This is a genomic window from Pseudobutyrivibrio xylanivorans, assembly GCF_010906925.1.
Classification (GTDB): Bacteria; Bacillota; Clostridia; order Lachnospirales; family Lachnospiraceae; genus Pseudobutyrivibrio.
Genome location: NZ_VTVE01000001.1, coordinates 709,282 through 734,378, shown reverse-complemented (window position 1 = coordinate 734,378; position 25,097 = coordinate 709,282). Strand labels below are relative to the sequence as shown.

31 protein-coding genes are annotated in these 25,097 nt (G+C 37.8%); 3 read left to right on the top strand and 28 right to left on the bottom strand.

Features of this window, described 5'->3' with window-relative positions:
• Positions 1–5: 5 nt before the first annotated feature.
• Entirely contained in the window at positions 6–503 is a 498-nt protein-coding gene (locus F0Q01_RS03440; RefSeq protein ID WP_242869204.1) for a GNAT family N-acetyltransferase, read from the bottom strand.
• Positions 504–515: 12 nt separating this feature from the next.
• On the bottom strand, positions 516–1,568 hold the full coding sequence (gene argC / locus F0Q01_RS03435) for an N-acetyl-gamma-glutamyl-phosphate reductase (protein ID WP_090486271.1): 1,053 nt from the start codon (positions 1,566–1,568) through the stop codon (positions 516–518).
• A gap of 261 nt (positions 1,569–1,829) precedes the next feature.
• Between argC and F0Q01_RS03430 the strand changes: the two genes are divergently transcribed.
• Positions 1,830–3,053, top strand: coding sequence for an argininosuccinate synthase (locus F0Q01_RS03430; RefSeq protein ID WP_090486268.1), 1,224 nt, complete (start codon positions 1,830–1,832; stop codon positions 3,051–3,053).
• A 73-nt stretch (positions 3,054–3,126) separates the two neighbouring features.
• Here the strand turns inward: F0Q01_RS03430 and F0Q01_RS03425 are convergent, their stop codons facing one another.
• From F0Q01_RS03425 to F0Q01_RS03345, 17 genes are all read right to left on the bottom strand, one after another.
• Positions 3,127–3,507: a hypothetical protein gene (locus F0Q01_RS03425; protein ID WP_090486265.1), complete on the bottom strand. Its 381-nt coding sequence runs from the start codon at positions 3,505–3,507 to the stop codon at positions 3,127–3,129.
• Between the two features lie 54 nt (positions 3,508–3,561).
• Positions 3,562–4,503: a hypothetical protein gene (locus tag F0Q01_RS03420; protein WP_090486262.1), complete on the bottom strand. Its 942-nt coding sequence runs from the start codon at positions 4,501–4,503 to the stop codon at positions 3,562–3,564.
• Positions 4,496–5,875, bottom strand: coding sequence for a radical SAM protein (locus F0Q01_RS03415; RefSeq protein WP_090486259.1), 1,380 nt, complete (start codon positions 5,873–5,875; stop codon positions 4,496–4,498). Before F0Q01_RS03415 ends, F0Q01_RS03420 begins: the two co-directional genes overlap by 8 nt.
• Before the next feature lie 40 nt (positions 5,876–5,915).
• A complete protein-coding gene (locus F0Q01_RS03410) occupies positions 5,916–6,854 on the bottom strand; it encodes a hypothetical protein (protein ID WP_090486257.1) in 939 nt (312 codons plus the stop codon).
• Positions 6,855–7,349, bottom strand: coding sequence for a hypothetical protein (locus F0Q01_RS03405; protein ID WP_090486253.1), 495 nt, complete (start codon positions 7,347–7,349; stop codon positions 6,855–6,857).
• A 27-nt stretch (positions 7,350–7,376) separates the two neighbouring features.
• Complete coding sequence (locus F0Q01_RS03400) at positions 7,377–7,928, bottom strand: NAD(P)H-dependent oxidoreductase (protein WP_090486250.1); 552 nt, start codon at positions 7,926–7,928, stop codon at positions 7,377–7,379.
• 113 nt (positions 7,929–8,041) lie between these two features.
• Entirely contained in the window at positions 8,042–8,416 is a 375-nt protein-coding gene (locus F0Q01_RS03395; protein ID WP_090486247.1) for a C-GCAxxG-C-C family protein, read from the bottom strand.
• Positions 8,417–8,516: 100 nt separating this feature from the next.
• Positions 8,517–9,161 (bottom strand): L-2-amino-thiazoline-4-carboxylic acid hydrolase, encoded by a 645-nt coding sequence (locus tag F0Q01_RS03390; protein ID WP_242941824.1) that lies wholly within the window; start codon positions 9,159–9,161, stop codon positions 8,517–8,519.
• A gap of 3 nt (positions 9,162–9,164) precedes the next feature.
• On the bottom strand, positions 9,165–9,809 hold the full coding sequence (locus F0Q01_RS03385) for a class I SAM-dependent methyltransferase (RefSeq protein WP_090486244.1): 645 nt from the start codon (positions 9,807–9,809) through the stop codon (positions 9,165–9,167).
• 71 nt (positions 9,810–9,880) lie between these two features.
• The gene (locus F0Q01_RS03380) at positions 9,881–10,027 is read right to left on the bottom strand and encodes a DUF6796 family protein (RefSeq protein ID WP_163927128.1); all 147 of its coding nucleotides are present in this window, start codon (positions 10,025–10,027) and stop codon (positions 9,881–9,883) included.
• A gap of 153 nt (positions 10,028–10,180) precedes the next feature.
• Positions 10,181–10,486 (bottom strand): hypothetical protein, encoded by a 306-nt coding sequence (locus F0Q01_RS03375; protein ID WP_090486241.1) that lies wholly within the window; start codon positions 10,484–10,486, stop codon positions 10,181–10,183.
• 38 nt (positions 10,487–10,524) lie between these two features.
• The gene (locus F0Q01_RS03370; protein ID WP_090486239.1) at positions 10,525–10,845 is read right to left on the bottom strand and encodes a hypothetical protein; all 321 of its coding nucleotides are present in this window, start codon (positions 10,843–10,845) and stop codon (positions 10,525–10,527) included.
• Between the two features lie 40 nt (positions 10,846–10,885).
• A complete protein-coding gene (locus F0Q01_RS03365; RefSeq protein WP_090486237.1) occupies positions 10,886–11,803 on the bottom strand; it encodes a J domain-containing protein in 918 nt (305 codons plus the stop codon).
• Between the two features lie 44 nt (positions 11,804–11,847).
• Positions 11,848–12,522 carry an N-acetylmuramoyl-L-alanine amidase family protein gene (locus tag F0Q01_RS03360; RefSeq protein WP_090486233.1) on the bottom strand — a complete coding sequence of 225 codons (675 nt, stop codon included), beginning with the start codon at positions 12,520–12,522 and terminating at the stop codon, positions 11,848–11,850.
• 182 nt (positions 12,523–12,704) lie between these two features.
• A complete protein-coding gene (locus F0Q01_RS03355; protein ID WP_090486230.1) occupies positions 12,705–14,396 on the bottom strand; it encodes an FAD-dependent oxidoreductase in 1,692 nt (563 codons plus the stop codon).
• A 10-nt stretch (positions 14,397–14,406) separates the two neighbouring features.
• Entirely contained in the window at positions 14,407–14,994 is a 588-nt protein-coding gene (locus F0Q01_RS03350) for a 4Fe-4S binding protein (protein ID WP_090486225.1), read from the bottom strand.
• A complete protein-coding gene (locus tag F0Q01_RS03345; protein WP_090486222.1) occupies positions 14,984–15,199 on the bottom strand; it encodes a 4Fe-4S binding protein in 216 nt (71 codons plus the stop codon). Before F0Q01_RS03345 ends, F0Q01_RS03350 begins: the two co-directional genes overlap by 11 nt.
• Before the next feature lie 150 nt (positions 15,200–15,349).
• Between F0Q01_RS03345 and F0Q01_RS03340 the strand changes: the two genes are divergently transcribed.
• Positions 15,350–15,685, top strand: coding sequence for a winged helix-turn-helix transcriptional regulator (locus F0Q01_RS03340; RefSeq protein ID WP_090486219.1), 336 nt, complete (start codon positions 15,350–15,352; stop codon positions 15,683–15,685).
• Position 15,686: 1 nt separating this feature from the next.
• On the opposite strand, the gene F0Q01_RS03335 is transcribed toward F0Q01_RS03340, so the two are convergent.
• Together F0Q01_RS03335 and F0Q01_RS03330 are read right to left on the bottom strand one after the other, a co-directional pair.
• Positions 15,687–16,448, bottom strand: coding sequence for a hypothetical protein (locus F0Q01_RS03335; RefSeq protein ID WP_090486216.1), 762 nt, complete (start codon positions 16,446–16,448; stop codon positions 15,687–15,689).
• A 79-nt stretch (positions 16,449–16,527) separates the two neighbouring features.
• Positions 16,528–17,472, bottom strand: a complete 945-nt coding sequence (locus F0Q01_RS03330; RefSeq protein WP_163927126.1) for a GTP-binding protein — start codon at positions 17,470–17,472, stop codon at positions 16,528–16,530.
• A gap of 232 nt (positions 17,473–17,704) precedes the next feature.
• Here F0Q01_RS03330 and F0Q01_RS03325 point away from each other — a divergent pair, with 232 nt between their 5' ends.
• Complete coding sequence (locus F0Q01_RS03325; RefSeq protein WP_090486210.1) at positions 17,705–18,217, top strand: SprT-like domain-containing protein; 513 nt, start codon at positions 17,705–17,707, stop codon at positions 18,215–18,217.
• Here the strand turns inward: F0Q01_RS03325 and recN are convergent.
• From recN to xseB, 7 genes are read right to left on the bottom strand one after another with little or no spacing between them, the layout of a single operon-like run.
• Positions 18,214–19,935 carry a DNA repair protein RecN gene (gene recN, locus F0Q01_RS03320; protein ID WP_330584273.1) on the bottom strand — a complete coding sequence of 574 codons (1,722 nt, stop codon included), beginning with the start codon at positions 19,933–19,935 and terminating at the stop codon, positions 18,214–18,216. The two genes, F0Q01_RS03325 and recN, sit on opposite strands and share 4 nt — an antisense overlap.
• A 30-nt stretch (positions 19,936–19,965) precedes the next feature.
• The gene (gene argR, locus F0Q01_RS03315; RefSeq protein WP_090150511.1) at positions 19,966–20,424 is read right to left on the bottom strand and encodes an arginine repressor; all 459 of its coding nucleotides are present in this window, start codon (positions 20,422–20,424) and stop codon (positions 19,966–19,968) included.
• The gene (locus F0Q01_RS03310) at positions 20,425–21,270 is read right to left on the bottom strand and encodes an NAD(+)/NADH kinase (protein WP_090150508.1); all 846 of its coding nucleotides are present in this window, start codon (positions 21,268–21,270) and stop codon (positions 20,425–20,427) included. It lies immediately after the preceding gene.
• The gene (locus tag F0Q01_RS03305; protein WP_090150505.1) at positions 21,270–22,067 is read right to left on the bottom strand and encodes a TlyA family RNA methyltransferase; all 798 of its coding nucleotides are present in this window, start codon (positions 22,065–22,067) and stop codon (positions 21,270–21,272) included. The genes F0Q01_RS03310 and F0Q01_RS03305 overlap by 1 nt, the downstream gene beginning before the upstream one ends.
• An 18-nt stretch (positions 22,068–22,085) precedes the next feature.
• A complete protein-coding gene (dxs, locus tag F0Q01_RS03300; RefSeq protein ID WP_090486205.1) occupies positions 22,086–23,954 on the bottom strand; it encodes a 1-deoxy-D-xylulose-5-phosphate synthase in 1,869 nt (622 codons plus the stop codon).
• Positions 23,955–23,962: 8 nt separating this feature from the next.
• Positions 23,963–24,859, bottom strand: a complete 897-nt coding sequence (locus F0Q01_RS03295) for a polyprenyl synthetase family protein (protein ID WP_090150958.1) — start codon at positions 24,857–24,859, stop codon at positions 23,963–23,965.
• A gap of 1 nt (position 24,860) precedes the next feature.
• Complete coding sequence (gene xseB, locus F0Q01_RS03290; protein WP_090150499.1) at positions 24,861–25,085, bottom strand: exodeoxyribonuclease VII small subunit; 225 nt, start codon at positions 25,083–25,085, stop codon at positions 24,861–24,863.
• Positions 25,086–25,097: the final 12 nt, after the last annotated feature.

Genomic DNA, 25,097 nt, shown 5'->3' with positions numbered 1-25,097 from the left:
TTCTCCTACTTATTAAATGCTGTGATATTCTCGTCATTTAAAACGAAATCATATACATTTAAATCATCTCTTTTTTCCCACTGTTCAGCCTGCCAGAAGCTATTACCAAGCTGATTTTCTCTAAAGGCAACAAGCTGAATCTTATTGATTCCCTCGTCCTTAAGTCTAACCATCGCCTCTGCTGCCATCGCCTTACCAATGCCCTGCTTACGATAATCCTCATGGACACACACATGATAAAAGCATGCACGTCTTCCATCATGTCCTACTAAAATGGAACCAACTATTTTGCCATCTGAAACAGCTACAACAGAAAGCCCTGGATTTCTTCTAAGAACTCTAGTGACACCATCTTTAGAATCATCTAATGAACGCATAGCAAAACCATGGATTGTAGTCCAGAGCTTGTAGACGCCATCATAATCTTCTTCTTCCATTGTCCTAATTTGATAATTCATATCGGCTCCTAAATTTACCTTAAAACTAACGCTTTCTGTAATCATAATAACTCCTACTTATGGGAACATTGGTGCAAAATCAAGTCCCATTTTCTCATCTAAACCAAAAATAATATTCATATTCTGAACTGCCTGACCAGCTGCGCCCTTAACAAGATTATCAAGTGCACCCATCATAACAACTCTACCTGTACGCTCATCAATCATGCAGCTCACATCAACGAAATTGCTTCCCTCAACCCATTTAGTCTCTGGGCACTCGCCATATCCAAGTACACGAACAAAGAACTCATCATCATATGCATCATGATATGCCTTCATAACCTCTTCCTTTGTAGGAAGCTTGCCATCTTTTTTAACAAGGCTTGCATATTCAGTAACTAATATTCCTCTATTCATTGGAACAAGGTGAGGTGTGAAGTTGAGCATTAACTTCTGTCCACATGCATATCCAAGCTGCTCCTCAATCTCAGGTGTGTGACGATGTGTTGTAACACCGTATGCCTTGATACTCTCATTAACCTCGCAGTAAAGGTTAGGAAGCTTAGCTCCACGGCCAGCACCTGAAGTACCAGACTTAGCATCAATAATAAGAGTAGATGGATCAATAAGTCCTGCCTTAACAAGCGGATAAGCTGTAAGTATAGAGCATGTAGTATAGCAACCTGGATTAGCAATAAGTCTTGCTCCTACTTCCTTATCCCTGTTAATCTCGCAGAGTCCGTAAACAGCTTCTTCTATAAATTGTGGACTCTTGTGAGTGATGCCGTACCACTTCTCATAAGTATCCACATCCTTAATACGATAGTCAGCAGATAAATCAATCACCTTACAATTAGAAAGAATCTCCTCTGTAAGCACGCCAGCTAAGTAGCCCTGAGGAGTAGCTGTAAATATAACATCAACCTGCTTTGAAAGTTCTAAAATATTGTCATCAAGACACTTGTCCTCAACCAATGTGAACATGTTCTTATATATAGAAGCAAATCTCTCATCCACATAAGATCTAGATCCGTACCACACAATCTGTGCCTGTGGGTGGCTGTAAAGCAATCTAACAATTTCAGCTCCTGCATAACCAGTAGCTCCAATAATTCCAACCTTAATCATAGCAAGTCTCCTTTTCATTTAATCGAACAGCTATATTCTATTACTTCACTTTCGCAAAGTAAAGTATTACAGCAAAATTTTATGAATTATTTTTGCATAAATATACACTCATTATTCATATAAATCAAGTACATTTTTCACAATCCTCATATTTATTCTTGTAATATGCATAATTTTGCACTTGTATTTTCCACTTTAACGTGGTACAGTGTTAATAATTCAAAAACAAGCGAATAAATATAAACATAAAGGAGAAATATTATGGCACAGGAAAAAGTTGTACTTGCTTATTCAGGTGGTCTTGATACCACTGCTATCATTCCATGGCTCAAGGAGAATTATGGATATGAAGTAATTTGTTGTTGTATCGATTGCGGTCAGGGAGAAGAATTAGACGGTCTTTCAGAGAGAGCAAAAGCTTCTGGTGCTGCTAAATTATATATAGAAGATATCGTTGATGACTTCTGCGACAATTACATTGTACCTTGCGTTCAGGCAGGTGCTGTATATGAGAATAAATATTTACTTGGTACTGCAATGGCTCGACCAGGTATCGCAGCTAAGCTTGTAGAGATTGCTAGAAAAGAAGGCGCTGTTGCAATCTGCCACGGTGCTACTGGTAAGGGTAATGATCAGATTCGTTTCGAGCTTGGTATCAAGGCTCTTGCTCCAGACATCAAGGTTATCGCTCCATGGCGTAATGACAAGTGGAAGCTTCAGTCTCGTCAGGATGAGATTGATTACTGTAAGGCACACGGCATTGATCTTCCATTCTCAACAGATCAGTCATACAGCCGTGACCGTAACCTTTGGCACATCAGCCATGAGGGACTTGAGCTTGAGGATCCTTCTAAGGAACCTAATTATGAGCACCTTCTTATGCTCACTACTCCACCAGAAAAGGCACCAGAGAAGCCAGAGTATGTGACAATGACATTTGAAAAGGGTGTTCCTACATCTGTTAATGGTAAAAAGATGAAAGTTTCTGATATCATCAAAGAGTTAAACGAGATTGGTGGAAGAAACGGAATCGGTATTATTGATATCGTAGAGAACCGTGTTGTAGGTATGAAATCTCGTGGCGTTTACGAGACACCAGGCGGTACTATCCTTATGGAGGCTCATGCTCAGCTTGAGGAGCTTTGCCTTGACCGCGCTACAATGGAAATGAAAAAGGAAATGGGCGCAAAGCTTGCACAGGTTTGCTACGAAGGCAAGTGGTTCACACCACTTTGCGATGCTATTCAGGCATTTGTAAAGTCTACTCAGGAATATGTAACTGGCGAAGTTAAGTTCAAGCTCTACAAGGGCAACATCATCAAGGCTGGTACTACTTCACCATACTCTCTCTACTCAGAGAGCCTTGCATCATTTACTACAGGCGACCTTTACGATCACCACGATGCAGAGGGATTTATCACACTTTGGGGACTTCCACTCAAGGTTCGTGCAATGAAGCTTCAGGAAAATCAGAAAACTAAATAGATTGTTCTAAACTCGAGAAAAGCCACGGCATATGCCGTGGCTTAAATTTTTGTATAACAGGCAAACTTACAAGCTACTTTTCCTGCATACAATTATTTTTTACTTTCTCAACATATCTTCCAACAAGTATTCCACCATACAAAAACCAAATATAAAAATACCATAATAAAAGACCAAGTGCTGGAAAAGAACCAATTAAAAATTTGATTGCAAATGCAAAAATAATAAGCAACATAGACATCACATGAAGCATATAAATTTCATCTTTTTTATCTACTATTAAATGTATAATTGTCGCTGGCAAAAATGAGTATTCCATACATATCACCAATATTCCAACTACCTCATACCATTTAAGTGTCATCCCTTCATAAAATACTCCAGCTATAGCAAGGGTTGTAAAGAAGAAAACTATTTTATCCAAAAACCTACTGACCCTTTTCAGAATTTCCATATAATGAGTGACCTTCCTTGTAAAATAATTCTAATAATTGTTTATAACGTTATTTTATTGGAGAGCCTTATATATCTCTCTTGTGTAAAGCTTAGTTCCATAAAAATCTTTTTTAGAGCATCCTGCTCGTCCTCCACCTGCACAAGCACAGGCACAGGCGCAAGCGCAACCTCCGCCACCATAATGACCTCGCGCAGTATGTGCATAGTATCTTCCACCAAGCCCTCGTTCCTTTGAATAACTATCGTTTATAAATATTTTATCTTTAAAGATAATAAATAAAATAATTAATACTCCCAAAGGGACAAAAACCAGCAACATAGTTAATGTTTCCAGCTCTGATATTGAATATAGCGTACCAGCTATCTCCCTAGTCTCAACATTTCCTTCTAAATAGTCATATTGATTGGCACTATAACTTACATACGCTGTGGCTTGTAGATTATAACCGCCCTTATCATTAACCCACACATAATATCCGTTTTCAAAATCATCATCACCAGATGTTGATATAACATTTTCAGAATTCCAACGTATAACTATTCTATCTACAGGTGTTTCTTCAAACCATCCCGGTGTAAATCTATAAACAGCCTCATCCCCTTCTAGCTGAACAAGGTTCTTTTGATGTAAACTAAAGTCAAGATTAAGTACTTCTCCTGCTGTATACTCTCGATCCAAATCTAAACGAACGAAATCGCCACCATCTTTGTAATAGTATATATCATCAATATTATCTGATAATGCTTTAAACTCATCTGCAAATCTATTGGCTATTCCCACTTTAATCCAAGTAAGAGGTCCTTCTGATGTACTATCCAAAACCTTCCACTGAATATGATAAGAAATATCGCATGAACCATCATCACGCATATCTACAACAACCTCATAATCATAAATATGGTCAAGGGTAGCTGCATGGGCAGTCTGAGCGTTAAAAATAAAGCCAAAACAAATAATTATTGCCCCTATAAAAATTAATAATCTCTTATTCATTGCTTTTCTCCATATCATTCATAACTCTAAGTGGACATATTCCTTCTGACTTTGCAGAATTAGCTCTGATGGACTTGCATTCTTTACTATTCCAAATCTTTTTCCAAGAATCTTCTTTCATGTCTCCTAAAACATCTGACGACAGCCAACTCTGACAAGGAATTACTTTTCCATCAGGAGTAATAGCCATATTACTCAAGCAAGCCCCGCAACCTGGTACTATCATTTTAAGTTCCATGAGTTTTTGTGAATCAATCCACCCTGGAGAAGTAAAATCGATTTCCATATCATGAGCGTCTGCATATGCCTTTGCTTCCCTAATGATTTCATATATTTCATCTTTTGATAATTGTGACTGTCTTGAATCTTCTAATGTTGCATTACCAGTAACAATTAATCCAGAACATGTCACATACTCAACGCCTAATTCATGTAAGAACTCAAGCATACCAACATAGTCTTTATTCAGAGAACAAAGGGGTGTATTTACGCTTAAATTCAACCCTGCAGCAAGTGCATTTTTAATCCCTTGAATTGTGTCCTTAAAATGATTAGTGCCAACAAGAGCATTGTGGATATCTTCTTTATGTGAATATAAAGTAACCTGAACACTATCAAGCTCTGCATCAACTAATTCAGTTACCAACTCCTCTGTTAGTAATACACCATTAGTATTTAGCCTAGTTACAAACCATCTTGCATATTTAATTAGCTCTGGTAAATCCTTTCTTAATGTAGGCTCTCCACCAGTAAATGTGAGCTGAGGAATCTTAGCTTTCCTACATTTGTCGATGATATTCTTCCACTCATCTGTACTAATTTCTTCCGTCTCAGCATACTTTTGCCCCGCAGCATAACAGTGAAGGCATCGCTGATTACATGCCCAGTGTCCATCCTTTGCCATTGCCGAAATCATTAAATCCATACGGTGAGGCGCAGTCATATTAGGAGCATATTCACCCAAGCTCATGGTACCAATATCAATAGCAGGAATCTCATTTCTTGCAATAGAATCAAATGCGCTTACTATAGTGTTCAAATCTTCTCGAAGAACATCATTCTCCACCTCTGGATACACTTTTCTCACTCTATGAAAGGCATCAATTAAAATATCATTTAAATCATTTTCCTCCATCTGATTTTCGCCATATTCGTTGACGCCGTTTATAAACTCAGTCAAAAGAATTGCCCAGGATTCATTAATAGGAATAACATCCTGACCATTAATAATCACAACCGCTGGCACGAAATGGAATAATCTAAATTTAGGTGGAATCATATGTATTCTAATTACACCTGGCCCCTTAGGATTCCAAGTTGTATGTACTACCCCATTCCAATTTTTCAATTCATATATTTTTTCTCTTATCATTATATTTTCCAACCTATAAGAATTACGATAAATTAATCATTTACATCCAGATAATTAAAAACTCACTTATAAAAGTACTTAAAAAGATTACTGCAAAAGCGATGTAGCCCAAATACGGCCTAATAGCGCCCAATCCATTATCTCTAACAATTCCTGTATTATCCGGTAGAGCCTTTCTTAAAGCCATTTCATTTTTATAATTGAAATAAGCACCTTTTATAGAAAAATAGAAAACAAAAGCCTCAGTCAATCCACAGGCCACTGCCACTAAAGCAATGCCTGCAATACCACCAATTGACGAAAGAAGAAATAGCATGAATATATTTAAAAGTGCATATAGATAATGCAGTATTCGACTGGTATGATAACTAGCACGCTTATCAAGCTTATCTATATTTGCATTAGAAAAAACCGGCATAATACTATCTAGACTCTGATCTGCCTTAACTAAAAGCTTTCTAAAATACTCGTGCTGTATCTCAGACAAATGCCTTGCATTAGTGAGACCGACATTATAATAGAACACGATTTTTTTCATACCCAATCTATATTCAAAACCACGTCTACCAACTTTATAATGTCCTGCTGCTACAGACTGAGCCCATTCTTCATATTTATTTCTTCTATCTCCTAATAGCGGTGAAGAAAAAAGCACTGCATCAACTTCCAAAATAATCTTGCATTTAGATTTGTACTTATAAATAAAATTTCTGAGCCAAGCAAAATAGAATAACAATACTGTTAAAGCTACCATGAATATTGTTTCAAATACACCCATATCATTTACTAAAAGCAAAAGAATTAGAACAGTAAGTATAAATATAATTCGACATAAAATAGTGACGACTTTTTGATTATAATTTATCTCTTTTTCCGCCTGTTCCATTCTTGAGATTAGTCGCTGATTTTTAGAAATTGAAGAATTCAAATCATTATTTACTTTGCCTTTTTTTGTTTTAATCTTTGGTTTTTTTGCCATCTAAACTCTACTCCCAAAAATCTCACATACTAAATTGCAAGATCCATCCTTATCTATCATCACATATTCCCAGTGAAAACCAGTATCTGTGATGTCAGAAAAAATCCAATATGTACTTTCCTCATCAAGGACTTTTCCCACAAGCCTATCATCTTCTTTTCTAAAAGTAAGCCTCTTCATTATCCCCTCACAGGTATACACAACATCATAGCAATCATCATTTTTGTTGAAAATTCTGAGAGATGTTCCGTATTCACCATCAGGCTGGGGATTATTGTCTCTAGTCTCTCGAGACGGAAAAATGAAAATATCCTGAATGCCTATTCCTTCTAGCACTCTTCTAAAAATCCACTCTCCCTTAACATGACGTTTCTTCCCATCAAGCTCGTCATAATAATCACAGTCCCAATCACCAATCAGCTTCTTAAACCAGTCATACTCCTCAGGGATTCTTCCTGGCTTTTCACTCAAAAGAGCATCTACAAAAGTGTTCATAACTTACCTCCTCAATACACTATATAATTATTTAATTTTATTAACCGCTTCATTAAGAATAAGAGATACATCAGCCCCATATACATCCAGTCCTGTTGCGCTGATAAGCTCTACATCTTTAATACCATAGAAACTTTGGCAAAGTGTCTTAACATATCCATATCCAAAATCTTCAGGAACAAAATTTCCGCCAGCTGTCATGACATAATATAGCTTATTAGCCTTACATAATCCCCTTGGTATTCCATCATCTGTGTACTCAAACGTAATCCCTACTACATTAATAAACTCTAAGTACTGCTTCACCATAGCTGGAAATGACAAGTCCCAATATGGCGCAGCTATAACAATGGTATCCGCAGCTGCAAACTGCCGAGCCATAGCAAATAAGTCATCATCAAATTTCTTATTTGCAATAAGACTATCCCTTTTTGTTAGAAATGACTCATCAATCTTTGGAAATGTCACATCCACCAACTTAATCTCAATATAATCATCTGAAATCCGCGCAAGTTGTGCCTTTGCAAGCTGTAGCGTCCTAGACTCAGCTCGCACACATGCGTTTATAAACAAAACCATCCCATTACCCCACTTAAATATATACGCTACTCCTTACGTTCTTATATCTGTACTAAATTATAGTATATAAATAAAGCTCGCAAAATGCGAGCTTTAGACAATCATTATTTAATTTAAGAATTTCTTAATAAAACCTCTACTGCATTTCTTACGCAGTCGTCGCATTCGCATTTCACAACGCCAGTCTCAACGCCTTTTAAATCCTTGCAAATTGTAGCTCCGCATGTCTCAGCGAAATCCTTAGCCAATGTAGCAGCATCCCTAAGTATTGGCTTGCCCTCATATTTCTTCATTCCCAGAATCATCTGGACTCCAATAAGAGCTCCGCATGTAGCCTCCATGCAGCCCATTCCTACACCAAATGATGCGCCCATCTTTTTTAATTCTTCTTCCGAATATCCAAGCTCATCCTTAAATGCTAATAGTACAGCCTGACAACAGTTGCATCCATTATGCTTTAATTCAACAGCTAATTCTTTTCTTTCCATAAAAAACTCCTTTTAAAAACCTCATGCAATCTAAGACTGCATGAGGTTAATTTATCATTGATAAACGCATACATATAATAACATACTACATCAATAATTTTCATCTAGGATTCGTTATTTTATCAGGAACAATCCAGTAATCACATATTTTGCCCCCTGTTGCTAGGGTGTAGTCTCTATGAAGGACACCATGCTTAGCCTCTGTAAGGTAATAGTCCATCTCACAACACACTGGCAGTATTTCTAAATATCCATTCTTTCTTGCAAAATCCTCTATCGGACATCTTGTAAAATGATAATAGCTACCATCTTTATGCTTTGTTTCATCAAAATTAAAATCCCAGGTTTTGTCCCTATATTCCGGATGTGCATCTGCCCATTCTTGCATTTTGTGAAACTTTTCCTTGGCAAGGGCCAAAGTATTAGGATCATTAATATCTCCATTTGCTAAAAACTTGCTGACAGGAAAACTAGTCATGAAATTTTTAATTACTGCTCTATATCCCTCTAAGTCTATAGCCCCCTCTGATGCTTCCCATATTGCCAAAAATACAAAGCACATGTAAATATTGCTGGCCATAGGATTATCAAAGCCAATATCATCACACTTCTGTAGCATCTGCTTATAAATTGGCTTTGCTCCTCTAATAGCTTTTTTTGTAACCCCTTTTCCAAACTGCCTTGCAAGATGCTTACGTAGAAGTATTGGAAATAGTGTTATGTACGTTCCTGTATATTTCATCATATTTTATACCTTCTTTCTGGCAACAAGATGTAAACGCATTTTCTTTTCCCTATTAAGCTTCTCAACCTTCAAATCAACCAAATCGCAAAACTGCTGAACCTGATCTAATGAATAGGCCCCTACATCTCCATGGCCCATTAAATTAGCTAAAGGCATCTCCGTATGGTTCATAATCCAAAGGATAAATTTTGGAGCAGTGTAATCTTGTAAAATTAGCCTTCCGCCTGGTCTTAATACCCTTTTAGCGCTCTCAAAAAATTTCTCTGGATTAGGATAATGATGAAAACTATTTGAGCAAATGATTGCATCAAAACTATTTTCTTCAAAGGGAAGATTCTCACAATCTCCCACAACCCAGTTGACACCCTCTAGATTTTTATTCTTTGCCACCTCAATCATTCTCGGTGTAATATCAAGTCCTGTATATTTTTTACTGGAATCCTTCTCATATAAAAGAGATATCATTGGACCGGTGCCACAACCACAATCCAACAAATCTTCATATTCTTCTTTTTCAAGTTCAGATGCAATATAAGGATAGCCTTCCTTACATATCTCATAAATACCCGCATCACCTGACTCATAAATGTCTGCTGCTTTGGTAAATTCTTTTATTGTTAAATCCTTGTATTCCTTTGATGTCTTCATTTTTTCCTCTCTGTACAGTTAATTTTCTCTAGTATCTTTGGTTAATGATACTGCAAGTCTCCAATCTGCAATTACATTCCACTGAATTCCCCTATACGCATATCTGGTGCTGTGGATACATTAAATGTACCAAATCCAAGTAAATAATCACCGATAATGGCAAGAATCATTGATACACAACCCATTAATATCTTTTGTTTAGATGATAATTTTTTCATGTATTTCTCCTCACATAATTCTATTTGTAAAAACTAATTATATATTACTACACTCAGTTAGATATATCTAACCATTTATCCTAATTACATATCACATTTTTCTCATTAATATTTCTCCAACAAAAAAGACCAGCCTCAGCTGGTCCAATCAATCTATTCATCAATATCATCAAATATTCCTGCCTGCCTATAGTTGTTCCAGGCAGCATTGTAACTTTCAGCAGCCTTTTTATCCATAATCTGCTTTCTATCTGAAAGTATTGCTAACATCTCATCAGCTATCTCCACCTCTGGCAGATGGTCATAGTGTGCCAAATATCCAAGCATCCTACCGGCAGTAAAATCAGTATTTAGATTATCAGTTATCAATGTGGCGAACTCAATTGAATAACCATCCTCCACAAGTGTGCTATAAAGCTCCTTGCTAAGCGGAGATTTTCTAGGTCTTTCCTGTGACATCTCAACTCTCCCTTTTATTTATTCTGAAACATATTTCCTTAATCATCAGTTGACAATGGCCTGCATATAGGTAATCCTCTAACACACACACCGATTTTGTACTTCTTCCAAAATCTAAATCTCTTCCAAAATATAAATGTATAGGAAAACTCTGGTCCATCATTTATAAGCAGTTCTTCTAAATAACCCAGGCTTTTCTCTTTTGGAAAAATAGCAATTACCCCTTTGCTTTCCATCTCAAGAAGTGCCTCATAAATCAAATGATATAAGCGCATATATCTTTCCCAACTTGCATGGCTTGCATTTGGATTAATATGATTTAATTCTTCAATTTTCTCTTCAAGAGTTTTAAAATCCATATTCTCCTCTACCAATAGTTATTTCAACACAAGCCTCAAATCAGAATCCTTCTTTGCCGTATTTTTTCAATAACTCATCTATTTTTAAATTAGTGCTCTCAACTGCTGATGTCTCCGCATCAATCAGCCTAATCCATAAATCTAAATCAACATATCGCTTTCTAGTTCTAGACTTAAGGGTCTTATCAGCAACTACCATTTTCACTTGAGCTCGCTTTTGTTCTAATAAAGGGATTATAACATAATAGAGCCTATCATCCTTGAAACTAAGATATCCTACGATCTCTGACACCTTGTTTCTAAGATAAAGACGATGATTAGAAATACCAGCAGGATAAAGCGTAGTGCCATCCTTGGGAACTGCAACATCAGCTCCCAGCTCAACCATTGCAGATATCTTGTAAGCATCAATATCAAGCACTCCTAATTCCTTCAAGGTCAAAGTGCTATCAATAAACTGACCTGTTAGCAGATATGTAAGGTCTGCTAGATACTTTTGCTTTATCACATCTGGAACTTGAAAGAATAATGTAGGTCTTGCATTTTCAAGCAGTTCCTTGCTGGTCTCATATAGACTTTTTAAAAATAAAGAAAACTCCTCGTCCTTTGTCCAAACGTACTTGCCACGGGCGATTTCAATGGTCCCAATACTGTTGCCATCAAAATCCTCAACCTCATGAAAAATAGGTCTAACACAGTAGGCATTCTTGTTTTCTTTTGCATTCCAATTTTTCTTTTTAGACTTCTTGCTCTTGCTAGAAGTCGTTACTATTCCACCATCAAAGCTTTTCATTATAAGCTCATAGGCAGTATTTATTTTCGCTGCCATCTCACCATCTGATGAGCCGCTGCTATCTGGATGATGATTATGCATAAGTTTGCGATATTTCTTTTTTACTTCTCGCTCATTCTCTGAGCCATCTAACCCGAGAATCTTTCTCGCCTGAGATTTGTTCATTGATATCTATCCTTGTAAATAATTTACTATCAATGAAAATTATACTACAAATCTTCCTTAAATTTCTCCCAAGCATCTGGATGTTGTACAAAATAAAGAGGACACTCTTTTCCAGTAACATCATAATGTCTGATTACATCATCCGGTGTCATATGAAACTCATCCAAAAGCCAATCTACAAGCTTAATCAATGCATCATAGGATTCATCAGTAAATTCACCGTCTACTCTAGGATGACAAACCTCTATAGAAATAGTGTCGTGATTTCTATCGTTACTTGCAGATGAACGCTCATCAAGAGGAACGCACATAATAATAGTTCCATCCATTCCCACAACAAAATGTGAGCATACATCAGAATCATCTTGATTATAAAAATTTCTATTTTGCTCAGCGGTAGTACCTGGATTGCCTACATAGTGGACCACTATATTATTAACCCCATCTAATGGCAAGCCTGTTCTTGATGGATTGCCCTCGTCAATAATATCCACTGTAATCCAATCAGGTATCTCAGACTCCTTTGCCACCTCAAGTCTATCTATTTTTTCTTCCGGCTTAAAAAACTGTAATCCTAAATATCCAAATCCTACTAATATTAAAAACTCAATTACTAACAGTATCATTCTTCTACGACGTCTGCGCTTTCTTTTAGCTGCAATCCGGCGGCGTCTGTAGTAATCATCGTTGTAATCGTAATACCTATAACTTCTATCCATTATTCCCTCTTTATAAATAAAATCTATATAATCAGCCAACTGTACCATCTGTACTACATAGTATAATACACATAATCATAAATCTATGCAACATTATTTATAAAAAGTAAAAAAGGACTTCAATAATCGAAGTCCTTCTTCTATAAATGATTATTTAAGGATAATAATTTATACAAACAATTCTAGTATTTACAAACAAATTCATCATTAACTTCCTCAAAGTTTCTATGGGTCGAAGAATAGAATCTAACTCCAGCTGGATAAAGCTTAATATTCTCAAAACCATTTTGTGCAAGAATTCTATAGGCATTATAAGCACGCACACCTATTGCACAAAGGACGATATACTTCTTATTCTTGTCCAATTCGTTTATACGTTTTCTTAACTGACCAAGAGGAATATTAACAGCACCGTCAATAGCAAAAACATCAAGCTCAGCCTGTTCTCTAACATCTAAAACAACTGATTCCTTATCAGTATCTGCCTCATTCCATACAGCCTGTTTTACAAGCCCATTTACTACATTTTCAGCTACAAAACCTGCCATATTTATAGGGTCTTTTCCAGAAGTAAATGGTGGTGCGTAAGCAAGTTCTAAATTTGTCAAATCCTTTACTGTAGCACCAAATCTAATCGCTGTACCAAGTGTATCTATACGCTTATCCACTCCATCTTTTCCTACGATTTGTCCACCATAGATTTTCTTTCCATCTATAGAGAAAAGAAGCTTTATGATCATAGGCTTTGCCCCTGGATAATATCCTGCATGAGAATTTTGAGTTAGAATCACTGATGTATAATCCTTATCTCTTACAAGCCCTCTTCTTACAAGAGCCTTCTCATTTGCTCCTGTTGTTGCCACATTTAAATCAAAGACTTTTACAACTGATGAGCCTTGTGTTCCTGTATAAGTTGAGTCTAGTCCTGCAATATTATCAGCTACAATTCTTCCCTGCTTATTTGCAGGTCCTGCAAGTGGAACCATTGTTTTATCTTTAAAAATAAAATCTTCTACTTCAACTACGTCTCCAGCTGCATAGATTGACTCATCTTCTGTTCTCATGTGACTATCAACGATTATTCCGCCTTTTTCATTAAGAGCTAGTCCAGCATCAGCAGCTAACTTGCTGTTTGGTTTTACACCAATAGAAAGAATCACAAGCTCTGACAAAACAGTCTTTCCGCTTGAAAGCTTTACTTTGATTTCCTCTGAAGTGTCCTCAAAGCTATCAACCCCATCTTTGACAATTAATTTTACTCCATTGTCACGAATGTTCTCATTCAAAAGCAGAGCCATCTCGTAGTCAACTGGTGCCATTACCTGATTTGAAGCCTCTACTATTGTCACATCAATACCAAGCCCATAGATATTTTCTGCCATTTCAAGTCCAATAAATCCTCCACCAATAACCGTAGCTGATTTAACACTATTTTCCTTAATATATTTCTTAATCTCATCTGTGTCTGGCACAGTCCAAAGAGTCTTCACTTTAGGTGAATCAATTCCAGAAATTGCAGGTCGAACTGGTGAAGATCCTGTGGCAATTACTAAATTATCATAGGATTCATCATATTCCTGACCATCCTTTGTAACCACGTGAACACTTTTTGAATCACGATTAATAGATGTTACTTCGCTATTAATTCTTACATCAATAGCGTATCTGCTCTCCATCATTTCTTTTTTTGTAACCAAAAGATCACTACGATTTTCAATTACATTTCCCACATGGTAAGGTAAACCACAATTAGCGTATGAAATATACTCTCCTCTTTCAAAAAGTATTATTTCTTCATTTTCTTTTAATCTTCTAAGGCGAGCTGCTGCGCTTGCACCTGCAGCTACACCACCGATAATAACTGTCTTTCCCAAAACCTACCTCCTATTTTTCTCTTGCTTTTATCTGACATATTCCCTGAGTCATAGTGCCCATTGGGCAGAATGAACACCAGGTACGTTCTTTATATAGAACCATAAAAATCAAGCCAATAAGTGTGGATGTAAGCATTAAACTATAGAATCCAAATCCAAACTGAGCCACCCAGTCAGGGAAAATGCTTCCTGAATATGCCCATTGCCATGGAACTTTAAAAGTCCAGAAAAGCTTAATTGCCTTCTTTAAAGTACCAGCCCCTGTAAATACTAGGTATGTGTTAAACACCATGGTTCCAAACATAGTTAGGAAAAATGCTAAGAAGCCATATCTAAACCATTTTGAAGCCACCCACTTAGGAGCCGGCTTTTTTCTTGAACATCCTAGATTTCTACCTAACACCCAAAACAGCTGTCCACGTCCGCACATATTGTTGCAGAACCATTTGTTGCCACCTACTATTGCAAAAATCAAAGGCAAAATAAAATCAATCATTCCAAGCCATGCAAATAAGATATTGAAAAATCCTAATGCAAAATATACTATTGACCAAATCCAAAGGTAACTGTACCAGTGTTTCTTATTACTATTTGCCATTTGTCACCTCCGAATCACTTTCTACCAAACAAATCGCATTTGCTGGACATGCCTTTTCGCATAAACCACATCCAACACATTTTTCAGTATCAACAAAAGCATAGCAGCCTTTATATATTGATATTGCGCCCTTAGGACACTGTCCTACACAGACTCCACAGGCTACACATATGCTCCTGTCTGGATTAGCTTTTTTTCTAACCATTCTTAAATATCAGACACCTTTCTATTTTTATTGTTGCGTTTATCAATTGATAAGTTTATTATAGGTGGTACATAAAATATATCAAGTACGCAGAAATTATTGACCTAGTCAGAAAAAACTGACCAGATGCTTATAGAAAGGACATGGAATATGAGCAAGAAAGAACCTTTATGTGACAATATTGCCGGTGAGGACTGTGGCCTTAAGAAGGTCCTAAATATAGTTGGTGGAAAATGGAAAATAATGATTCTATGCGTCATCGATAAGGACGAAGTAGTCAGATATGGTGACCTTAGACGTGCTGTGTATGGCATCACAAATACAATGCTAGCCAACTCTCTAAAAGAACTTGAAGAATCTGGAATGGTCATCAGAAAGCAATATGATGAGATGCCTGTCAGAGTAGAATACTCTCTCACTGACAAGGCAAAAAGCATCATACCAATTCTATTAGAGCTTAAAAGATGGGGCGAGAAAAATCTGTAATCTAAAGCCCCTTGTAATTCTTAGATAAGTAAATAGCAAATAATATAAGTCCTATGGTTTCTAGACCGTGATAGATGATGGAAGTCCATACTATACTTATAATTTTGAAATTAGTCTCAAAAGTAATCATCTGAAAAATTGTAAATGCCAGCATAAACACTCCTGTCACACTGACAGTGACAATCTTTAAAAATCTATCTTTTAAGAAGACGGCAGTTACAAATATTCCAATGATAAGGGCGGCAAACATACCGATATACTTAAAACCATGTGTTGAGTTATATATATCGTAAAATGTTACCGCATTTTCGTAGCTATCTAGCGGTATAAGCTCTGAAAGTCTACGAATCAGACTTCTATATTCATAGTTGGAAACCAGGGACATTATCTGCACAAAAACAAATATCGACGCCCAAATTTCTAGTAGCTGATAAATAGCTTCTGCCTTTAAACTAGATATATCATCTGGTATATATTTTCTCTGTAATATAGCCATCTCATCAGAATCATCGTCCTTCATTAGACGCACTATATGGCGCATCTGACGGATGTAATAACTAAAAACAAAGATAATCACAAGAATAACTACCACCTGCAGAACCATGCTAACAATAAAAATAACCTGATTTAGCATATCCGGCTCAGCAACTTTTGCATCAAAAAATATTCTGGAAACCGCATTTACGATTTGAGCTAAAAGTCCTATTCCTGCAGAAATATATATTGATTTTGAAAGATAATGTTTCTTCGTATTTATGTACATAAACTCAATCCCCTTTAACAACTAGCATAACGTACCTAAAGTATATCACATAATGCCACTGTTGCTATATGGCTAGAATCTATGCATAGATATAAATATCCTCAGGCTTATCTACCTGCTTGATAGAATTTGCATTTAAAAGAATAATCTGCTTGCCCTCGCTAAGTTGACCTCTTTCAACAGTAGCTTCCATCTCAATCCAATCCTTGTCATTAGGCTTATTTTCTTTTGCCTCAGCTATGAATCCAATAAACTGGGCATCAGCCTGACAACAAATAGCTGCAAGCCTTCCCACATAAAACTGATTAGCAGCAAGTCCCTTTCCCGAGGTAACCATAGCCTTAAATGCCACACGCTTGCCGTAATATTTGTCAGGATTTTCAATACAATCTACAAACCAAGAGCAGAAAATATCCTCCTCCACATGAACAATGCCATCCTCCTGTGGCATGAGAAAATCTTCCATTCCATCATCTATGGAACCATCCATTCTTGAGAAAAACAGCTGACCATTTGGATTTAAAATCTTGATAGGTCTTCTAATCTCTCCCTTTTTAGTATTTTCTGTACATCTGTTAAATAAAATGACATCTGAAACGCTGATTGGATTCATAATGACCTGGCGCATATTTGTCAAATAAATCTCAAATGTGGTAGCATCCACAAGAGTAAATACATTCATAATAATCCACCCCTCTGGCATAGGCTTTTCTATGAATTTCTTCAAATCCCACATTCCGTTAAATTCTATATAAACTGTTGACGGAGAATATTCTTCCTGAATCTTCTCTAGATAATCAAGATCAAAAGAATCCTCATCCTCCATCATAACTACTGAGGTATTAATCTCTTTAAGCTGGTTGCTATCGTACTCTTCCTCTCCATCCTCAGTACAGATAATAACTGATTTATTTTCCTTGTTAATCACATCAGCATTTCTCGTCAAAACACCCTGTAATGCTGTAGTCTTACCACTCTCTAAAAATCCAGCAAAAATATAAACACCTGTGTTAATAATGTCCACCCTCTTTCTAATTTGCAACACTGTTGCATTTTAGTATATGTATCTTAACACAAGGTGTCAATCTATAAATAACCTTTTAATTTAGTCATTTCCACCCATTTAGACTAAATTGAATTCATTGATGACTAAGTTAAACCATAACTAATCTATTTCTCTTTTAGGTCAAAATAGATATAATAACCTGGATACGAAGGCAATAATCTAATAAGGTAAAATGTAAACCGTATATACTATGAAAGATTTTAATCGACTGATAACTGAATCAATGAAGGAGGTAACCCACGTAGGCATTAAGCCTGGCAATATCACCTCATGGACTATTAATAAAAGAGCAAAAAGTAGATGGGGACTTTGCAAGCAAAATCCTGACAAGACTTTTGAAATCCAAATAGCTGAGGCTCTTCTTAATGACGATAGAATTACAGAGAAATCCTGCAAAGAAACTATTATTCATGAGATTTTACATACCTGCAAGAATTGCATGAAGCATACTGGCCAGTGGAAATACTATGCTGAGGTTATGAATCAGGTATATGGATACAATATCAAGCGTGTAACAACAGGCATAGAAAAAGGAGTTGAAGACTACAAGTCCAACTCCTCTATGGCTATCAAATATATATTTACTTGTGGCAACTGCGGTGCAACCATCTATCGAAAGCGCGACAGTCAGTTTACTAAAAACTATCGTAAATACGGATGTGGCAGATGCGGTGCTGTTGCCTGGCAAAAGAAAATGGCTTAGGAATTCTTTTTATATTCAAGAGCCAGATTTCTCATCTCGCGGGCATTTTCCATAACTGCCTCTGTTATCTGAGCACCACCAAGCATACGGGCAAGCTCTGGTACAGCCTCATCCGAATGAAGCTTCTTAATTCCAGAAATAGTATGACCATTCTCCACATTCTTCTCAATTAAGAAATGAGTATCAGCCATGGCAGCAATCTGTGGCAAATGAGTAATACAGATAACCTGATGGGCTGATGCCACAGTAGATAACTTCTCAGAAACAGCCTGTGCTGTTCTTCCCGAAATACCAGCATCTATCTCATCGAAAATAAGTGTATCAATGCCGCCGCCTGAAGCAAGTACAGTCTTGATAGCAAGCATAATTCGGCTCATCTCACCACCTGAAGCAATATCCTTAAGTGGACGAAGTGGCTCACCTGGATTAGTGCAGATTACAAACTGACCGTCATCTACACCGTTGTCTGTAAAATGATCAAGTCGCTTTAACTCTACATCAAACTCAGTATTCAAGAAATTCAAGTCGCTCATAGCTTCCTGCATTTTCTTAGAGAGAACCTTGGCTGAAGCATGTCTGATATCTGAAAGCTTATCAGAAAGTGCAGAAAGCTCAGCAGTTGCCTCATCAACCTTTTTCTTAAGGTCAGCTAAATACTCATCGAAAGATTCGAACTTAGCCTTCTGGTCCTGACGCTTCTTAAGCTCCTCTAAGATAATCTCAATAGTAGGGCCATATTTATCCTTTAATCTATTGATTTCATTGAGACGAATCTCTACCTCATTAAATCTATTGGCATCAAAAGCTGCATCTGACATGTAGCTTGAAAGCTCACGGTTAAAATCTGAAATAATGCTATCTGCATCATTAAGCATAGCTAAGAATTCTGGTGCTCTCTCATCAATTCCCTCAATATGACGAATCTCTGAAATAGCGCTACTAAGAGCATCTGACGCTCCTCCATCACCTGCCATAGCTTCATGTGCTCTGCCAAATGATTCCATAGTCTTGCTGAAATTAGACAAGCGTCTGTACTCGTCCTCCAGCTCCTCATCCTCACCTATTTTAAGCTGAGCAGACTCAATTTCATTTATCTCATGATCTAAAAGAACTATCTCTCTCTCCTTAGATACATCGCTAGCCTTAGCCTCATCAAGCTCCTTTATAAGATCTCTATACTGTCCATAGCTCTCTGCGATTTTCTCCTTTAAATCACCTATATCATTTTTTGCAAATTCATCCAAAAGCTCCATATGCTTGTGGGTGTTGAGAAGTGACTGGTGCTCCTTTTGACCGTAAATATCAAGAAGGATATCCCCCACCTCTTTGAGCTTAGAAGCAGGAACCTGCTCTCCGTTGATTTTGCCAACGCTCCTTGACTCTGTAATCTTGCGGCTCATGATGACCTCGTCATCGTAAGGCTCAACATCAAGAGCTCTAAGAGCTTCTTTTGTCTTCTCATCATTAATAAGATAAACCGCCTCAACAAAAGCCTCAGATTCTGCATCTCTAAGAAAATCCTTTGAAGCCTTGTCACCAAGGCTGAGATGAAGTGCACCTAAAATAATAGATTTACCAGCACCTGTCTCACCTGAAAGGATATTAAGTCCCTTTGAAAATATAATCTCTTCTTCATCGATAAGCGCTAAATTTTTCACATGCAAGCTAGCAAGCATATTATTCTCCTTTTCTACGCCTATATTCAAATCTAAAATCAAAGCCCCATAGCTTTAATCTATAGTCTAAATCTATTTGCTGCGGTCAATAATTTTCTTAAGTTTGCCCATAAGATTAACTGTATCATCAAGTGTTCTTACGGCACACATAATAGTATCATCACCAGCAATTGAGCCAACTATCTCAGGAAAATCCATATGGTCAAGTGCTGCCGCCACAGCCATTGCCATACCCGAAACAGTCTTTACTACAAGTATGTTTGTAGCATTGTCCATAGAAACAAATCCATCTAGGAAAATACGAATATATTTCTCGTTCATATCATCCTGAGTGGTCTTAAATGCAACATAGCGAAGCTTGCCAGAAGCATCAGCTACCTTTGTCAGCTTCATCTCGCGGATATCACGTGACACTGTAGCCTGAGTAGCATTAAAGCCTGCTTCCTCAAGCTTTGCTGTAAGTTCCTCCTGTGTTCCTATTTCGTTTTTTACAATCAATTCTAGAATCTTGGTTTGTCTCTCAATCTTCATTTAAATCTCCTGCATTCGTGCTCTTATTCTCTCTAAGAAGTTAACATTTTCAAGCATCACCATATGGGATGTAGTCTTTGAACGGTATATCTTAAGAGTATCTTCATTAAGAAGGACCTGTCTAAGTGTACCGTCATAAATAACATTAGCCTTAGCATTATCCTCCTCGTGACGGGCTGAAATAGATACCTCCACCTCATCATTAGAAGATAGAATAATACTTCTTGAATTAAGGGTATGTGGATTGATAGGTGTAAGAATAATACAATCAGCATGTGGACTAACTATAGGTCCATTTGCGGAAAGATTATATGCTGTAGAACCTGTTGGTGTTGAAACAATAAGTCCATCGCAATTGTGGCAATACAGCTGAATTCCATTGACCTTAACAGTAAGGTTGAGAACATAGAGTCCTGCTGCCTCCGATGCAACCACTATATCATTAAGTGCTCTGAACTTATTATTGCTGTCGCTAGAACACTCCCCTTCTAACATCATTCTCTCATCAATCTTGTAATTGTCGCTAAGCAACTGATCAAGACAGTGAATAACATTGTCAACTGTCATATCGCAAAGATAACCCAGATGTCCACAATTAAGACCTACGATAGGAATCTTGCGATTGGTAACATTTTGTGCCACTCTGACAACTGTACCATCACCGCCTACAGTGATAATACACTCTATATTGTCATCAACTGTCACCTCAGCCTCAGAGCTATCTGGGCAAGTAGCCAAATCAAGGATACACATACCACCCTTGCTCTTAATATAATCAGTGATAATCCCAATATATTCTTCATGTAAATCGCTAAATGAACGTGCAACAATTAAAAAATTCTTCATTATTTGTCTAAGCTACCGTGAGCCGCAGCTACTACTGCAGACACATCAATTGCTTCCCCCTGTTTTTCCAAAGTCGAAATGTGAATCAAGTACTCTATATTCCCTTCAGGTCCCTTAATTGGAGAATACTCCAAATGAAGAACATGAAAACCGATTTCAGTAACGAAATCAATAATGGTATTAATAACTTCCTCATGGACTGCTGGGTCTCTGACAACGCCCTTTTTGCCGACCTTTTCTCTGCCTGCCTCAAACTGTGGCTTGATAAGACAAACCATCTCAGCATCCTCTTTAAGAAGAGCCTTTGCAGGTCCAAGTACCTTAGTCAAGCTGATAAATGAAACATCCACTGATGCAAAATCAAGCTGCTCTCCTATGTCATCTAAAGTGACATAGCGGATGTTAGTTTTCTCCATGCAGACAACTCTAGGGTCCTGTCTTAATTTCCAAGCAAACTGTCCATATCCTACATCAACAGAAAATACCTTTGATGCACCATTTTGAAGCATGCAATCAGTAAACCCGCCAGTAGATGCTCCAATATCCATGCACACCTTGCCATCTAATGTGATGTCAAAATGAGTCATAGCTTTCTCAAGCTTAAGTCCACCGCGGCTAACATACTTAAGCTGCTGTCCGTGAATCTCAATATCAGCATCTACGTCTATTTTAGTGCCGGCCTTGTCCTCGCGATTACCCTTAACGAAAACATTGCCCTCCATTATCATGGTCTTGGCCTTCTCTCTAGAAGGTGCAAAACCTCGGTCTACTAATACAACATCAAGTCTTTCTTTCATTTTAACTTCCTATAAAAACTAATTTGGTCTATTTTTAAGAGCATCTAATACTCGCTCAGCGATAGACTGGGCGTCCATCTTAAGCTCCTTAAATAAAAGGGTCACACTGCCGTGCTGAACAAATTCGTCTGGCACAGCAATCTTAAGTACCTGTCCCTTATATCCATTATCCACAAGGAATGTCTGTACCTGCTGACCAAATCCACCAGTTACAACATTTTCCTCCATAGTGACTATCAAATCATAGTCATTGGCAAGTCCTCTGATGTACTGCTCATCAAGTGGCTTTGCAAATCTAGCATTGCAGATACCTGCATCAATGCCATGGTCCAAAAGAAGTGCCTCCACTTCCTCTGCCCTTTTAACCATTGATCCAAGAGCAAGAAGCATAACTTTCTTACCTGCCTTAATCTGTTCAGCCTTGCCAAGAACTATCTCAGCTCGATGCTCCTTAAGACCACAGTAAGCCTCTCCTCTAGGATATCTAATAGCAATCGGTCCGTCGTATGCCACTGCAAACTTCATCATATCAGAAAGCTCCCATTTATTCTTTGGAGCCATCACTGTCATATTTGGCATTGACGATAAAAAGCTCACATCAAAAATACCCTGATGAGTGCTACCATCAGCACCAACAAGTCCTGCTCTATCTATTGCAAATATAACATGCAAATTCTGAAGACAAACATCCTCTAAAATCTGGTCGTAAGCACGCTGCAAGAATGAAGAATACACTGCAAATACTGGCACTCTGCCACCTAGTGCAAGTCCAGCAGCAAATGTAACTGCATGCTCCTCTGCTATACCTACATCAAAAAATCTATCAGGGAACATATTCCTGAATCGCTTAAGGCCAGCACCATCAGCCATAGCTGCAGTAATGGCAACTACCTCAGGATTTCTGTCTCCCATCTTTCTCATAACTGTTGAGAAAACATCTGTATATCCAGGATTGCTGCTCCTCTGTGGAAGTCCTGTCTCTATCTCGAAAATATCTGTACCATGGAAACGAGATGGATGTCTCTCAGCAGGCTCATAGCCGTTACCCTTTTTAGTAATAACATGAACTAAAACCGGTCCTTCTATGTTGCTGGCCATCTTGAAAGTATCAAGCATAGCCTTAACATTGTGGCCATCTACAGGACCTAAATACATAATGCCCAAGTCCTCAAATACCATATTGGGCACCATGAGAGACTTGATACCATTTTTAGCACTACGAATCTTTCTAATGATACGTTCTCCGTGAGGCCATGACTCCAAAGATGAAAGAACGTTGTTTTTAAGTCCTAAATACTTAGAGCTTGTCCTAAGTCTCTCTAGATTGGTAGACATACCACCAACATTTTTAGATATAGACATCTCATTGTCATTAAGTACAATGAGGAAATTTGATTTCTTAAGCTGGGAAGCATTGTTAAGAGCCTCATAAGCAAGACCACCTGTAAGGGCGCCGTCACCAATAACAGCAACCACCTTGTAGTCTTCACCCTGAAGGTCCCTAGCCATACAATACCCAAGTGCTGCAGAAAGTGATGTAGAACTGTGACCTGTGTCAAAACTGTCACAATCGCTCTCCTGACGCTTAGGGAAACCGCTCATACCTCCATACTGTCTCAGATGCTCAAACTCATCTGCTCTACCAGTGAGAATCTTGTGAGTATATGCCTGGTGTCCAACATCCCATATAAGTTTGTCCTTAGGAAAATCAAGAAGTAAATGAAGAGCCATAGTAAGCTCAATAACTCCAAGATTGGAAGCCAAATGACCGCCAGTCTTTGATAGATTTTCTATAAGGAAATTCCTAATCTCATCAGGAAGAAGCTTAAGTTCTTCCTCTGTTAAATTTTTAATATCATTAGGTTGCTTTATTTTTTCAAGAACCATAACTTTTCCTAGTTGTCTCTGTAAACGAGATAATTAAGCAGCTCTACCAAAAATTCATTTTTCTTTGGAAGGCTATTTAATTTATCAATGGCCTCGTCTGTAAGACGTCTTACCTCTTGTTTAGATTTTTCTATACCAGCGAAAGTAACGTAAGTACTCTTTTCATTGCGCTCATCTGAGCCAATTGGCTTGCCAAGCTTAGCCTCGTCACCCTCTATATCAAGAATGTCATCCTGAATCTGGAAAGCCATACCAATCATAGATGCTACAGACTCAACTGTAGTAATCTCCTCCTCGCTGGCTCCGGCAAGTGCAGCGCCAATCATCATTGAAGCCTCTATCAAGGCGCCAGTCTTAAGCTCATAAATAAAATGAAGCTTTTCCTCGTCAATATCAAGCTGATGCTTCTCAGACATAACATCCACAACCTGACCGCCAATCATTCCAAATACCCCTGCCTTTCTGGCAAGAATCCTCATGGCAGATGTGATGGCACTGACATCAGCATCCTCTGCATCATAGGCATTTAATGCTGTCTCAAAAGCATAATTTAAAAGTGCATCACCAGTAAGAATACCCATGGCCTCTCCATAGGTAGCATGTGTAGTAGGCTTGCCACGGCGAAGCATGTCATTGTCCATGGCGGGCAAATCATCATGCACTAGTGAATATGTATGAATCATCTCGATAGCTGCCATAAATGGCTCAATCACATCTGACTTGCCACCGAACATGATATATGTCTCATTCATAAGAATAGGACGAAGTCTTTTGCCACCAGCCGTAACACTGTACTCCATGGCATCGAAAATCATCCCCTGATGTCCCTCCACATCAGGCAAGAATCTGCAAACTACATCCTCAGCAGACTCAGCTCTAACCAGAAGCTCGTTTTTGATATCCATGTTATTCATCCCCTTCAAATACTTCTAGGCCACCCTCCTTGCTAATTGCAAGTACAGCCTTCTTAGTCTGTTCAATTTTTGAGTTGGCATGCTGTAACTCTTCCATGCCTGATTTGTAGAGAGCAAAAGACTCATCTAAAGAAACATCAGATGATTCCATCTTAGTGATGATCTCTTCTAGCTTCTCAAAGCTCTGCTCTATTGTATTTTCATTAGTATCTGCCATTTCTTCTCCTAT